This window comes from Shimia sp. R9_1, assembly GCF_017743775.1.
Taxonomy (GTDB): domain Bacteria; phylum Pseudomonadota; class Alphaproteobacteria; order Rhodobacterales; family Rhodobacteraceae; genus Shimia.
The window spans coordinates 705,351-718,890 of record NZ_JAGHRN010000001.1 but is presented as its reverse complement, the minus strand read 5'-3'; the positions used below and the strand labels follow the sequence as shown (position 1 = coordinate 718,890).

Sequence of the window (13,540 nt, the reverse complement as noted above, 5' to 3'; positions counted from 1 at the left end):
CGCCACTGGCTAAGCCGGGCGGAGTTTCTCCGGCAATTCATCAATGTGAAAATCCACATGCAGATGATTGCCGTCTGGATCATTCAGATTGACTTGCACAATCGGAAAGCCCGGCGGGAAGCCGAGGTAGTAGTCGATCTTGCGGGATTTCAGCAGGTCGAGAAACGCCGCCATGCCCGTCGCACCAAAGGCGGCATGCTCAAGCGCCAGATCACCATCGGTCTGCGGGCTGCCCTCCACCTCCACAAGATGCACCACCGCTTGCTCCCCCAGATACATCCACGCGCCGGGAAAACCGAAATCCGGTCTGGGGCCTGCCTTCATCCCCAAGACTTCTTCGTAAAAGGCGACCATCCTGCTGAGATTGCCGGTGCGGATGTTTGCGTGATCAAGCGAATATAGGGGCATAGCCCGACGGTAGGGACGCGCGCGCCATGGGTCAAGCTGGGCTGGATGGCGCCAACATATCCACCGGTGTCAGCTTGAAAGCCTTGCCAAATCCGCCGTTCAGAAGACCGCTGAGGGCGTCAAACCGCACAAAGCTGAAGTCGCCAAAGTCCACATAGAGTTTCGCCTTGGGCCGCTGCGCCAGATAATGGCTGCGCAGCGCTGTGTGCTCTTCACTGTCGCGTGGCACAAAACAGGCCTTGGCATGAACCGTCAGGCGCGGATGGGTAAGAGGATCGCCCTTCTCGGCAGGCTCGCCCAGAAGCAAGGCGCAGCGGGGATCAGCGCGCAACGCTGCCGTGTGGCTGGAGAGGTCGGAGATCAAAGTGAGCGGCGCCGCATCAGGTGCAGTGGCGATGGCGATCCGCGTGACCGAGGGTGCGCCTGTCTCGGGATCTGTCACCGCCAGTGCGGCAAAGCGGGCCTCTGAAATCAAGGCGCGCGCCAAGGCTCGGGCATCTTCATCGGTGGGGCGGATCGGAGATTTTTCAGTCATGTCAGCACATTGCCAGCCTATGGCCCAAAACAAAAGCGGCGCTGGGGATTTTCCCTTGCGCCGCATTGTATCGCTGGCTTGATCTTTGCTGCCTACGTGCGTGGCTGGCTGTCTGGCTGGACCTGGCGTTGGGCTGGGCCTTGCTGGAGCGCTCGCTTCGTACGTGAGTTGCCGATCTGGCTCGCTGATGTCTTGAGTATTTATCTAGAGTGAGTCGCAGGGAGGTGCAAGAGAAAATCGTTTAAAAACATATAGTTGAGTGGTTTTGTCAGGATCGGAATTTGAGCGTTTCAGTCAGGTTTGCGCGAAATTTTGCGCGTGTGGCGCTATGTCTTTGCCTGCGCTCATGAAATTTGAACGGTGCGTGCCTATCTCTGTCTCAGGAAACATAGGAGGAGTTCTTTGATGAAATGTCCGGTTGATGGCGCGACGCTGGTGATTGCAGATCGCAACGGTGTGGAGATTGACTATTGCCCTGAGTGTCGCGGCGTGTGGCTCGATCGCGGGGAGCTGGACAAGATCATTGAACGCGCAAGCGCCTACAGCCCGCCACCGCCGCCAAAGCAGCAGGCCCCGCAAGGCCGTGGCTATGAGAGCCGCGACTATGACCGCGGGCACGATCGCGATTACCACAGCAAGCCGCGCAAAAAGAAAAGGATGAGCAGCTTTCTGGATGACATCTTTGATTTCTAAGCGTGTGCTCGGATGAGATGACAACGGGGGCCTTGCGCCCCCGTTTTTGGTTTAGCCTTCGGGATAGGCCGCAAAGCACTGATCCGACTGTCGCGCGGCCTGTGTGCGTGCAGCCCGCAGATCCCGGCGCAAGCCATCGCGCTTTTCCCGCTCCGCCCGAATGTCGATGTCCACCGGCACTTCGACAGTGTGATATTCCGTCTCATCACAACGATACCAACGCCCGTGCTCATCGTGACAGTCTTTGGGCACAACAACCGGCTCCTGATAGGTATGGATGGCATAGCCGCGCGAGATATTGCCTTCGGCTGTGGCGACGGCGTTCTGCAGCTGCGTCACCCGGCTGTTGGCGGTGTTGAGGCAGCGTTCCAGCGGCGTGGCGCAGGCGGCAAGTGCATAAAGGGTGAGCAGGGCGAGGGCGCATTTTGCGTGCATGTGAGTCTCCGTTTTTTCGGAGCCATGGCTTAGGGCGCTGTGACAGGCAAAAACGCGGCGGTGTTATCGGATAACGGGTGGCTCAAGAGTGTTGCAGCGGCGCAGTCACGAAATTTCTGCACTTCCGGCCCGGCCCCTTTAAGCGAAAGTGGAATGGTCTGCGCCTGAGTGAACGCCGCTGCGGTGTGGTTGAACTGCAACCCGTCCAGCACATTGCCAAACCCGCTGTCCGCCACATTGAGCGTTTGGTCATTGTCCGACAGCGCATGTTTCGGCGTGGAGATGGTGATCTCATTGGGGCCAAGGAACCGCATGGCGAACCATGGGGCTTGCTGCCATGGATCGGACTTGCGGGTGATTGCGAGGGTGTAGAGCGGTTTGCTTGGGTCGTAAGTGAGGTGGACGCGGGTGTCGGCGGTCTCATGCGTCAGGGTGCAGATGTCGCCGGTGGTGGCTTCCCATGCTGTGGCAGGGGAGGCGAGGGTGGCTAAGAGGAGAGGGATGAAGAGTATGCGCATGGGGGAAGGGTAGCGATTGGCATGGCTTGCGCCAAGTCACGGCTTTGTGCTGCCTCAGGGCGCGGATGCCGCCGCACAGCGACCGAACAGGCAAAACCCTCACTTCAATTGCTGAGCCGGAAAACTCATTCTGAGTTAGCCCGGAAAAAGGCGCCTTGCGCCGCCGGGCCAGCGCCGGACCGGCCCCATGGGCCGGCGCTTTTACGAATATCGTGACCACTTGATGGAGTGGGAGATACTTGGCTGACATAAAATGCCAAATTGTGCGCTTTGGTGCGCCGCCCCCGGTCCGGCGCTGACCCTTTGTTGTGCGTGCGTCGGTGCGCAAGGATTGCGCACCCTACGTTTTACCGCCCGCGTTTGCTCCGCACGTTCCCACCACGCTGCCCAGCACGGCCTGCCGTCGAGCGCCCCTTGCTCTTCACCGCCTCTTCCTCAGCAGCCTTAATCGCGTATTGGCGCGCCATGGGGTCATCTGCCACAGCCAGATCCACGGCTTCCAGACGTTTGATCTCGTCGCGCAGGCGCGCGGCCTCTTCGAACTCGAGGTTCTCTGCGGCTTTGCGCATATCGTCACGCAGCCCGTTGAGCACGGTCTCCAGATTGCCGCCGTGCAGCGGGTTGTCGATCTTGGCGGTGACGCGGGACTGATCGGTGTCGCCCTGATAGAGCCCGGCCAGCACATCCTCGACGTTCTTTTTGACCGTCGCGGGCGTGATGCCGTGTTCTTCATTATAGGCTATCTGTTTGGCGCGGCGGCGGTTGGTTTCGCCAATTGCGCGCTCCATGGAGCCGGTCATACGGTCCGCATACATGATCACGCGGCCTTCAGCATTCCGCGCCGCCCGGCCAATAGTCTGCACCAGCGAGGTCTCAGAGCGCAAAAAGCCCTCTTTATCCGCATCCAGAATGGCCACCAGCCCACATTCCGGGATGTCGAGCCCCTCACGCAGCAGGTTGATGCCGACCAGCACATCAAACGCGCCAAGCCGCAAATCCCGCAGAATTTCAATGCGTTCCAGCGTGTCGATGTCGCTGTGCATATAGCGGATCTTGATGCCCTGCTCGTGCAGATATTCGGTGAGGTCTTCGGCCATGCGTTTGGTGAGCGTGGTCACCAGCGTGCGGAACCCATCGGCGGTGACCTTACGGATCTCATCGAGCAGATCGTCCACCTGCATTTCCACAGGGCGGATTTCCACCTCCGGATCAAGCAGGCCGGTGGGGCGGATCACCTGTTCAGAAAACACACCGCCGGATTGGTCCAGTTCCCAGCCCGCGGGCGTGGCGGAAACAAAGACCGATTGCGGGCGCATGGCGTCCCATTCCTCAAACTTGAGCGGGCGGTTGTCCATGCAGGAGGGCAGGCGGAAGCCGTGTTCCGCCAGCGTGAATTTACGGCGGTAGTCGCCCCGGTACATGCCGCCAATTTGCGGCACCGACACGTGGCTTTCATCGGCAAAGACGATGGCGTTGTCGGGGATGAATTCAAACAGGGTGGGGGGCGGCTCCCCCGGCGCGCGGCCTGTCAGATAGCGAGAGTAGTTCTCGATGCCGTTGCAGAAGCCCTGCGCCTCCAGCATCTCCAGATCGAAGTTGGTGCGCTGCTCCAGCCGTTGCGCCTCAAGCAGTTTTCCTTCGTCCACCAGCTGATCCAGCCGCTGACGCAGCTCTTTCTTGATGTTCACAATGGCTTGGTTGAGCGTTGGCTTGGGCGTCACATAGTGGCTGTTCGCATACACGCGGATCTGTTCAAATGTGTCGGTCTTCTCGCCTGTCAGCGGGTCAAACTCGGTGATGCTTTCCAGTTCCTCGCCAAAGAAGGAGAGCTTCCATGCGCGGTCTTCCAAGTGGGCAGGGAAGATCTCAAGGCTGTCGCCCCGCACTCGGAAGGACCCGCGCTGGAAAGCAGCGTCGTTGCGGCGGTATTGCTGGGCCACCAGATCGGCGATCACCTGCCGTTGGTCATATTCTCCACCCGCCTTCAGATCGAGGGTCATGGCGGAGTAGGTCTCAACCGAGCCGATACCGTAGATGCAGCTCACCGAGGCCACGATGATCACATCATCGCGCTCCAGCAAAGCCCGCGTCGCAGAGTGGCGCATCCGGTCGATCTGTTCGTTGATCTGGCTTTCCTTCTCGATGAAGGTGTCAGAGCGCGGCACATAGGCTTCCGGCTGGTAGTAGTCATAGAAGCTGACGAAATATTCGACCGCGTTTTCCGGGAAAAAGCCTTTCATCTCGCCATAGAGCTGCGCCGCCAGCGTCTTGTTGGGCGCAAGGATGATGGCGGGGCGCTGGGTCTCCTCAATGACCTTGGCCATGGTGAAGGTTTTACCGGTCCCTGTGGCACCAAGCAGCACCTGATTGCGGTCGCCGTCGTTCACGCCTGCGGAGAGTTCAGCAATGGCGGTGGGCTGGTCGCCTGCAGGCTCAAATTCTGTATGCATAACAATGCGTTTGCCGCCCTCAAGCTTGGGGCGGCGGGGGGCGCTGGGATCAGGGCCATTTAAGAGCGGAGCATTGGCGGCATCGGTCATCGTGAATATCCAGGCGCTGGGCAAACGTTTTGCGCGCGCGGGCGCGCCAGTCTCTGATGTTGGTCTCTTTTTGTTCTTATGCAAGGGCGAAATAGCAATTCAAGGGTGGCTGATGTGAAATGCTGACAATAAGTGACAGGAGGGGAGGTTTTGCGTTTGCAGAAAAACAGCGCGATCTCCGTTTTGGCGCTGCAGCAATTTGGCTCAAATTGCCCTAAGGGAAGCAGTTGGTGCGCTTCATTAAGTAAGTCGTTGTGCTTGCTTTTGAAATTTTAGAACAAAATTCCAGCGCTTTGCGTAATTAAATATATGTTGCACTTGCAAATAAAGCGGCATGTTCGATATGCTCATTTCAGCAAGCAACCATGTGCAACGACCGTTTCAATCTGCACTTACACCCCTCGCTCCCCGCAGTTTGGAAAGGCGTTTTGGTTGCTTGCGAGCCTTTCCTTTCCAAAGATTGAATATTTGCAAGCGCTTCTGCGCTATTCTGCCACTTGTCGCAGCGTCCGGAATCCGTGATAAAGTGAACAGTCCAAGGAGAATGCGATGATTGCGCGTATCTATCAGCCAGCCCGGACAGCGATGTCATCGGGCACCGCCAAGACACACCAATGGGTGCTTGAATACGGCCCTTCGGAGGCCAAGGACATTGATCCCCTGATGGGGTGGACCGGCTCCGGCGACACGCAGAGCCAGGTGCGCCTGAAGTTCGACAGCAAAGATGCGGCAGTGGCCTACGCGCGGGATCGCGGGATCGACGCACAGGTGGTTGAGCCGCAAAAGCGCAAGCCAAACATCCGCGCGGGCGGCTATGGCGAGAATTTTGCCACCAACCGGCGCGGGCCTTGGACACACTGAGGCTGGATCTGCCAAACCCCGTGTTGTGCCTTTCTAGTGGGCGGAGCCGGGGTGAGTGTTAATCGAGGCGCCTGCGGGCGCCTTTTCTATGTTTGGAGGCCGCATGACTGCACCTGAATTTCTGATTAACCCAGCGGGCAAGGGCGCGCCGACCTTTGTGTTCGCACATGGGGCGGGGATCGGCATGGAAGCGCCGTTTATGACCACCGTGGCCGAAGGTCTGGCAGCGCGCGGTGTGCAGGTGGCGCGGTTTGAATTTGCCTATATGGCGCAGCGGCGCACGGGCGGTGCGAAACGGCCGCCGCCCAAGGTGGCGCTCTTGCAGGATGAATATCTCGCGGCGCTGGCGGCGCTGGCCCAAACTGGTCCGGTGGTCATTGGCGGAAAATCCATGGGCGGGCGCGTTGCCAGCCTGATTGCGGATGATCTTTTGGCGGCAGAAAAGATCAAAGGTGCCCTGTGCCTTGGCTACCCGTTCCATCCGCAGGGCAAGCCCGAAACCCTGCGGGTTGCGCATCTGGAAACGCTGCTGACGCCGACCCTGATATGCCATGGCACGCGTGATCCCTTTGGCACCCAAGAAGAAGTGGCGACTTATGCGCTGTCACAGCAGGTGGAACTCGCTTGGTTTGAAGATGGCGACCATGATCTGAAGCCGCGCAAACGGGTGACGGGGCTGGACCACGCCGCGCATTTGGAGCGGCTTTGCGAGGTGGCGGCTGATTGGATCAAACAGGTCTGTGCTCACTAAATTGCCTGCCCAAGAGACATGTTGCAGGGACGTTGCGTAGCGACCTAATGCGCTGACTGGCGCAGTGTGAATGCAATCTCTAGGGTGTCTCAAAATCCTCCTTCCCAAGCCAACGTGAGCAGTGCACATGACGGATCAAGAGATCGAAAACCTCGCTGATTTTCCAAACTCTTACTGGAAACGCTTTCAGGTCACCAAAGAGGATCTGGACGGGTTTCACCACGTCAACAATGCGGTCTATCTGAAGTGGCTGGACGCCACCGTTTGGGAGCACACGCGCGCGGTTGGTTTGACCGAAGAAGTTTGCCTGAAGATGGAGCGCGGCATGGCGGCTGTGCGCCATGAGATCAAATACCTGTCGTCAGCCTTTCTGGATGACGAGGTCGTGGTGTTTAACTGGATCCTGTCAAACGATGGGCGCTTGCGCTGCAGTCGATTGTTTCAGGTGGTGCGCCTGAGCGATCAGAAAACCATCCTACGCGCGCAGTCTGACTATGTGAGCACCAATTTGACCACAGGTCGCCCTGTGAAGATGCCAGAGATTTTCAAAACCGACTACGCCGTGACCGTGCCGGAAGGGGCCAAGCTGGTCTGAGTTTCCACAGATTTTGGCAATAGAAAAAAGCCGATGCAGGGAGGTCCTTGCATCGGCTTTCTTGTCTTATTTGAAGACCGGTTTACGCTTTTCGGTGAAGGCTGCGTAGGCCTCTTTGAATTCGTCCTTGTCCAGACCGGCGGCAAAATCCGATAGCTCATTGCTGACGCGATCCCAAAGGGTGCCTTCCAGATCACGACGCAGGAACGCCTTGGTCAGGCGCATGGCTTCCGGTGGCTGTTCGCACAGCGCCTTGAGCGTCGCCTCAACCGTGGGCACCAGATCGGCCGCAGGCAGAACCTGATTGATCAAACCCGCGCTCAGCGCTTCGTCCGCGTCAAACATGCGGCCCAACAGCAGCAGCTCCGCCGCTTTGGCTTGGCCCATCAGACGTGGCAGCACGTAGCTCGCGCCGGCTTCTGGCACCAGACCAAGGTTGACAAAAGGCAGGCGGAAGCGGGTGCCTTCCGCCACATAGATCAGATCGCAATGCATCAGCATGGTGGCGCCAATGCCGATTGCGACGCCTTCAACCTCGGCAACGATCGGTTTCGGGAATTCGATCAGCGCCTTCAGGAAGGCCGCCACCGGAGGATTGTCCCCTTTGGCGGTCTGATCAAAGCCAGAGACCACATTGCCGCTGGTGAAGTCATTGTCTGCGCCGCGCAGCCAGACTGCACGGATCTCGGAGTTGGCAGCGGCCGCGTTGAAGGCGTCGGCCAGACCAAGGTACATGTCTTTGTCGATGGCGTTTTTCTTGCCCGGCGCGGTCATGGTGATGCGCATCGCTTGGCCGAGCTGTTCGGTGAGAACGCCGTTTTCTGGTGTGGTTGTATCGGTCATTTTAGGTCCCCTTACGCTTTGCTGAAGCCAACAAGGCGCTGATTGATGATCTCATCAGCTTCCCGCATGATGCGCGAAATCAGCTCCTCGCAGGTCGGGATGTCGTTGATCAGGCCCGCGACCATGCCACAGGACCATGCGCCCGCATCCATTTCGCCATCCTGCATAACACGCGGATAGACGCCTGCGACCTCATCGATGATGTCGTCAAACTGGATCGCGTCGCCTTTTTCTTTCTCTTTGGTGAGAACACGCTCCACCGCCTTGTTGGTCAGCACACGCTCGGTGTTGCGCAGCGGGCGCATGACGAGACGGGTGTCAAGCTCTGTAGCAGCGACCAGCGCGTCTTTGACGTTCTGGTGCACAGGGGCGTCCTGCGTGGCCACAAAGCGGGTGCCGAGGTTGATCCCCGCAGCGCCAAGCGCCAGAGAGGCCACGAGAGAGCGGCCGTCTGCCTGACCGCCGGAGGCCACAAAGGGGATCTCCAGCTCATCTGCGGCACGCGGCAGCAGGATCATGTTGGGGATGTCATCTTCGCCCGGGTGACCACCGCATTCAAACCCGTCCACGGAGACCGCGTCACAGCCAATCTCCTGCGCCTTCAGCGCGTGGCGAACAGAGGTGCATTTGTGGATCACTTTGATGCCCGCGTCTTTGAGATAAGGCATCACCTGCGCAGGGTTGCGGCCTGCGGTTTCCACCACGGTCACGCCGCCGTCGATGATGGCTTTGATGAGCGCGGGATAATCCGGTGCGTTGACGGTTGGCAGGAAGGTCACGTTCACCGCAATCGGCTTGTCGGTCATGTCCTTGCAGCGGGCAATTTCATTGGCCAGATCTGCCGGTGTTTTCTGGGTGAGGCCGGTGATGGTGCCAAGCCCACCTGCGTTGGAAACCGCCGCCGCCATCTCGGCAAAGCCGACATAGTGCATTCCGCCCTGAATGATCGGGTGTTCAATCCCCAACATTTCGGTGATGGCTGTTTTCATGAGAAGCCTCCTCTATCTCTTACGATCCTGATTTGGTGCATAAGAACCATGGGAGGCGCGACGGATGAAAGCGCTGATCTTGAAAACGTAGCGTCCTTGATTTTTCCGGCCATTTAGCGTGCCTTTATGGCCGGAAATGGTAATTTTCAGGAGGCCGTTGAGGCCTTTATCCCGGTGCGTTCGGACCTGCGGCCATGAATGGCACAAGGCTGTCTGTGAAGGCTTTGATAAAATCAAAAACCAGCGGCGAGGCATTGGCGGTCACCGGGCGCAGAATGGTCAGCCGGTGGTCGATCTGTGGCGAAAAAGGCCGGATGGTCAAACCCTTGTTGCGATATTGCTCCGCGTCCAAGGCGCTGACAATCGACACACCATGACCCTGGCTGACAATGGTGCAGGCAGCGGTGAACTGGCGCACTTCGATCCAGGATTTGAGCTGCTCGCCATGATCGGCAAAGGCGCGCTCTACCCGGCGAAAGAATGGGCTGTCGCGGCGCGAGTGGATCAGCTTCTCATCCCGAATGTCGCTGGGCGTGATCACCTGCTTGACGGTTAGCGGGTGACCTTCTGGCATGATCAGCACGGAGCGGATGGAAATATCGGTGGCCTCCGTCGCCGGATGCCCGGCAAACCCGTCGGTGATGCCACAGTCATATTGCTCCCCGATGATCCACTCCAGAATGCGTTCAGGCCGATCCGGCTCCAAGGTGACGGTCACTCCGGGGCGATCGCTGAGAAAATCCACCAGCACGCCGGGCAGGTGGCTGGTCGCAAATCCGGGAAGGCAGGCAATGCGGATATGTCCCGTTTTCCGCTCGGCAATGTCGCGGCGCAGATCATCCAGATGATCAAGCCGGTCCAGAATGCGGGTCACCTCTGCCAGCAAATAGCGGGAGTCGCTGGTGGGTTCGAGCACCCCGCGCCGCCGGTGAAAAAGCTCAAAGCCGACCGACTTGGAAAAGTCCGACATAAGCCGACTCACTGCCGGTTGAGAGACGCCAAGTGCCTCCGCAGCTTTGGTAATTGACCCGCTTTCCGCCACCGCACGGAAGGCTTCGAGTTGTCTCATCTGAAATTTCACGGCACCCGAACCCTTGGTTTTTCTTATGTTTGTATCGTTTTATCGCACCTATATAACACTGAGTTATGTTTGTGTCTAAAAAGTTTAACTTGCATTATTTCATCTATTTTCGAATGCTTTGCCTGAAATTTGGTCAGTTCAGTGAGGGGACGAGAGAGATGAATTTTACCAAAGCAGCATTTTCCGGCGTGGCATTGGCGAGCCTGATGGCAGGAATGGGCATGGCCCAGACCGAGATCCAGTGGTGGCATGCCATGGGCGGCGCCAATGGCGAGCGTATCGACAAGATGGCGGCAGACTTCAACGCCAGCCAGTCTGAGTACAAAGTGGTGCCAACCTACAAAGGCAACTACACCGAGACGATGACCGCGGCAGTCGCGGCTTTCCGCGCCAAAGAGCATCCGCATCTGGTGCAAGTGTTTGAAGTGGGTACCGCAACCATGATGGCGGCAAAGGGCGCGATCTACCCGATTGAGCAGATGATGGCGGATGCCGGTGAAGGTTTTGACAAATCCGACTATCTGCCAGCGGTGATTTCCTACTACCAGACGCCTGAAGGCGAACTGCTGTCGATGCCGTTCAATAGCTCCACACCGGTGCTGTGGTACAACGCCGATGCTCTGCAGGCGGCGGGTGTTGATGCACCCAAAACTTGGGATGATGTGAAAGCCGCCTCTCAGGCGCTGGTTGACAGCGGCATGGACTGCGGCGTGAGCTTTGGCTGGCAATCCTGGGTCATGATCGAGAACTTCTCCGCATGGCACGATCTTGAGATGGGCACCAAAGAAAACGGCTTTGCGGGCTTTGACACCGAATTCACCTTCAACAACGACAAGGTCGCGGCCCGTCTGGACGATGTCGCGGCGATGTCAGATGGCAACCTCTTCAAATATGGCGGTCGTCGCGGTGACTCCCTGCCGATGTTCACCAATGGTGAATGCGGCATGTGGATGAATTCCTCCGCATATTATGGCTCGATCAAATCCCAGGCAGGCTTTGAGTTTGGCCAGACCATGCTGCCGCTGGACACCGCTGTCGCAGACGCGCCGCAGAACTCCATCATCGGCGGGGCAACGCTCTGGGCGCTCGCAGGCCATGAGGCGGATGAATACAAAGGTCTGGCCCAGTTCATGACCTATCTGTCTTCTGCTGAGGTGCAGGCATGGTGGCATCAGGAAACCGGCTATGTGCCGATCACCACAGCCGCTTATGAGCTGTCCAAAGAGCAGGGCTTCTATCAGGACAATCCGGGCACAGACACCGCCATTCAACAGCTGAGCCTGAACACGCCAACCGCCAACTCTCGCGGCATCCGCTTTGGTAACTTCGTGCAGGTGCGCGACGTGATCAACGAAGAGATGGAAGCGCTCTGGGCTGGTGACAAAACCGCTCAAGAGGCACTGGACGCGGCTGCCGAGCGCGGCAACGCCCTGCTGCGCAAATTTGAGCGTGCAGCCAACTGATCAAGGTTAACTCCGGGCGCCTGGCGGTCTTTCATGGCTGCCGGGCGTTTTTTGTCGTTCAAAACGACCACAGGTTTTCAGGGGTGACATGCTCAAACGCGTCCATTTCCCATCCTCTGCGCTGCCCTTCCTTCTGGTGGCCCCGCAGATCATCATCACGCTGGTCTTTTTCATCTGGCCAGCCGCTCAGGCGATCTATCAGTCGTTTCTGATTGAGGACGCTTTCGGGCTGTCCACAGAGTTTGTCTGGTTTGAGAACTTCCAGATCCTGTTTCAAGACAAACAGTATCTCGCAACATTCTGGCGCACGCTGTTTTTCTCCGCTGCGGTGGCCATCTTGTCGATGTCGATTGCGCTGATCCTTGCGGCCTTTGCCGATCGCGTGGTGCGCGGGGCGACCGCCTACCGGACGCTCATGATCTGGCCCTATGCGGTCGCCCCGGTATTGGCGGGCGCGCTTTGGGTGTTCATGTTCAATCCGACGCTTGGCATTTTCCCGTTCCTTCTGGATATGGTGGGGCTGGATTGGAACCACTACCTCAAAGGCAGCCATGCGATGATGCTGGTGATCTTTGCCGCCGCGTGGAAGCAGATCGCCTACAACTTCCTGTTCTATCTCGCCGCGATGCAATCCATCCCGCGTTCGGTGATCGAAGCTGCTGCGATTGATGGGGCAGGGCCGGTGCGCCGGTTCAAGGATTTCATTTTCCCCCTGATCTCGCCCACGACGTTTTTCCTCTTGGTGATCAACGCGGTCTACGCCTTCTTTGACACCTTCGGCATCATCCACGCGGTGACACAGGGCGGGCCAGCGAACAGCACCACAATCCTTGTCTACAAAGTGTTCAACGACGGTTTTGTGGGCCTCGATCTGGGCGGCTCAGCGGCACAATCCGTGATCCTGATGTTCCTCGTCATCACCATGACCGTGGTCCAGTTCCGCTACGTTGAGCGAAAGGTCGAATACTGATGGTTGAAAATCGTCCCATCCTGACTTTGGTCAGCCATCTGATCCTGATCTTTGGCGTGGTGCTTGTGGCGCTGCCGATCTGGATCACCTTTGTGGCCGCCACCCATGACGCCGTGCGCATGACCCAAGCGCCAATCCCGCTGCTGCCGGGCACGCACTTCTTGGAAAACCTCAAGGCAACGCTTTTTGGTTCCGGGCTCTCCAGTGCGGAGGCCGCGCCGGTGTGGCGGATGCTGCTGAACTCGCTGGCTATGGCGCTGATGATTGCACTGGGCAAGATCATCATCTCGCTCTTGTCAGCCTTCGCCATCGTCTACTTCAAATTCCCCTTCCGCATGGGCTTTTTCTGGCTGATTTTCATCACCCTGATGCTGCCCGTAGAGGTGCGCATCCTGCCCACCTTTGAGGTGGTGGCCAATCTGGGGATGCTCAACAGCTATTGGGGGCTGACCGTGCCGCTGATTGCGTCGGCCACCGCGACCTTCATGTTCCGGCAGGTGTTTCTGACCATCCCGGATGAGATGCTGGAAAGCGCGCGGATTGACGGGGCCGGACCGATGCGGTTCTTCATCGACATCCTCGTCCCGCTCAGCCGCACCAACATTGCCGCGCTGTTTGTGATCCTCTTCATCTATGGCTGGAACCAGTATCTCTGGCCGCTGCTGATCACCACAGACAACGACATGACCACGATTGTCATGAGCATCAAACAGATGCTGGAGGCAGCAGAGCAATCCCCGCAATGGAACATCATCATGATGACCGCACTACTGGCGATGATCCCGCCGGTGTTTGTGGTGATCGCAATGCAGAAGCTCTTTGTGCAAGGGCTGACCGAGACAGACAAATAGGCAAACG

At 58.1% G+C, this 13,540-nt stretch carries 15 protein-coding genes; 7 read left to right on the top strand and 8 right to left on the bottom strand.

Going from position 1 to position 13,540, the window contains the following annotated elements:
* Positions 1-9: 9 nt before the first annotated feature.
* Positions 10-408, bottom strand: a complete 399-nt coding sequence (locus tag J7399_RS03435) for a VOC family protein (protein ID WP_209084146.1) — start codon at positions 406-408, stop codon at positions 10-12.
* Between the two features lie 31 nt (positions 409-439).
* Entirely contained in the window at positions 440-943 is a 504-nt protein-coding gene (locus J7399_RS03430; RefSeq protein WP_209084145.1) for a pyridoxamine 5'-phosphate oxidase family protein, read from the bottom strand.
* A gap of 405 nt (positions 944-1,348) precedes the next feature.
* Between J7399_RS03430 and J7399_RS03425 the strand changes: the two genes are divergently transcribed.
* A complete protein-coding gene (locus J7399_RS03425) occupies positions 1,349-1,636 on the top strand; it encodes a zf-TFIIB domain-containing protein (protein WP_209084144.1) in 288 nt (95 codons plus the stop codon).
* Between the two features lie 51 nt (positions 1,637-1,687).
* Here the strand turns inward: J7399_RS03425 and J7399_RS03420 are convergent, their stop codons facing one another.
* From J7399_RS03420 to uvrB, 3 genes are all read right to left on the bottom strand, one after another.
* Complete coding sequence (locus J7399_RS03420) at positions 1,688-2,071, bottom strand: hypothetical protein (RefSeq protein ID WP_209084143.1); 384 nt, start codon at positions 2,069-2,071, stop codon at positions 1,688-1,690.
* Between the two features lie 29 nt (positions 2,072-2,100).
* Positions 2,101-2,589: a hypothetical protein gene (locus J7399_RS03415; protein ID WP_209084142.1), complete on the bottom strand. Its 489-nt coding sequence runs from the start codon at positions 2,587-2,589 to the stop codon at positions 2,101-2,103.
* A 347-nt stretch (positions 2,590-2,936) separates the two neighbouring features.
* Entirely contained in the window at positions 2,937-5,129 is a 2,193-nt protein-coding gene (gene uvrB / locus J7399_RS03410; protein ID WP_209084141.1) for an excinuclease ABC subunit UvrB, read from the bottom strand.
* 549 nt (positions 5,130-5,678) lie between these two features.
* Between uvrB and J7399_RS03405 the strand changes: the two genes are divergently transcribed.
* The 3 genes from J7399_RS03405 to J7399_RS03395 all read left to right on the top strand — a co-directional run bounded on the left by J7399_RS03405 (position 5,679) and on the right by J7399_RS03395 (position 7,336).
* Positions 5,679-5,990, top strand: coding sequence for an ETC complex I subunit (locus tag J7399_RS03405; RefSeq protein WP_209061680.1), 312 nt, complete (start codon positions 5,679-5,681; stop codon positions 5,988-5,990).
* Positions 5,991-6,093: 103 nt separating this feature from the next.
* Positions 6,094-6,741 carry an alpha/beta family hydrolase gene (locus J7399_RS03400; RefSeq protein WP_209084140.1) on the top strand — a complete coding sequence of 216 codons (648 nt, stop codon included), beginning with the start codon at positions 6,094-6,096 and terminating at the stop codon, positions 6,739-6,741.
* A 127-nt stretch (positions 6,742-6,868) separates the two neighbouring features.
* Positions 6,869-7,336 carry a thioesterase family protein gene (locus J7399_RS03395; RefSeq protein ID WP_209077737.1) on the top strand — a complete coding sequence of 156 codons (468 nt, stop codon included), beginning with the start codon at positions 6,869-6,871 and terminating at the stop codon, positions 7,334-7,336.
* Between the two features lie 66 nt (positions 7,337-7,402).
* On the opposite strand, the gene J7399_RS03390 is transcribed toward J7399_RS03395, so the two are convergent.
* The 3 genes from J7399_RS03390 to J7399_RS03380 form a co-directional block, all read right to left on the bottom strand.
* Positions 7,403-8,179 (bottom strand): enoyl-CoA hydratase-related protein, encoded by a 777-nt coding sequence (locus tag J7399_RS03390; protein WP_209084138.1) that lies wholly within the window; start codon positions 8,177-8,179, stop codon positions 7,403-7,405.
* Positions 8,180-8,190: 11 nt separating this feature from the next.
* Complete coding sequence (locus tag J7399_RS03385) at positions 8,191-9,168, bottom strand: nitronate monooxygenase family protein (protein ID WP_209061672.1); 978 nt, start codon at positions 9,166-9,168, stop codon at positions 8,191-8,193.
* Between the two features lie 166 nt (positions 9,169-9,334).
* A complete protein-coding gene (locus J7399_RS03380; RefSeq protein WP_209084136.1) occupies positions 9,335-10,249 on the bottom strand; it encodes a LysR substrate-binding domain-containing protein in 915 nt (304 codons plus the stop codon).
* Positions 10,250-10,407: 158 nt separating this feature from the next.
* Between J7399_RS03380 and ugpB the strand changes: the two genes are divergently transcribed.
* The 3 genes from ugpB to ugpE all read left to right on the top strand — a co-directional run bounded on the left by ugpB (position 10,408) and on the right by ugpE (position 13,533).
* Positions 10,408-11,712 carry a sn-glycerol-3-phosphate ABC transporter substrate-binding protein UgpB gene (gene ugpB / locus J7399_RS03375; protein ID WP_209084134.1) on the top strand — a complete coding sequence of 435 codons (1,305 nt, stop codon included), beginning with the start codon at positions 10,408-10,410 and terminating at the stop codon, positions 11,710-11,712.
* A gap of 88 nt (positions 11,713-11,800) precedes the next feature.
* Entirely contained in the window at positions 11,801-12,682 is an 882-nt protein-coding gene (gene ugpA / locus J7399_RS03370) for a sn-glycerol-3-phosphate ABC transporter permease UgpA (RefSeq protein WP_209084132.1), read from the top strand.
* A complete protein-coding gene (ugpE, locus tag J7399_RS03365) occupies positions 12,682-13,533 on the top strand; it encodes a sn-glycerol-3-phosphate ABC transporter permease UgpE (protein ID WP_209077743.1) in 852 nt (283 codons plus the stop codon). Before ugpA ends, ugpE begins: the two co-directional genes overlap by 1 nt.
* Positions 13,534-13,540: the final 7 nt, after the last annotated feature.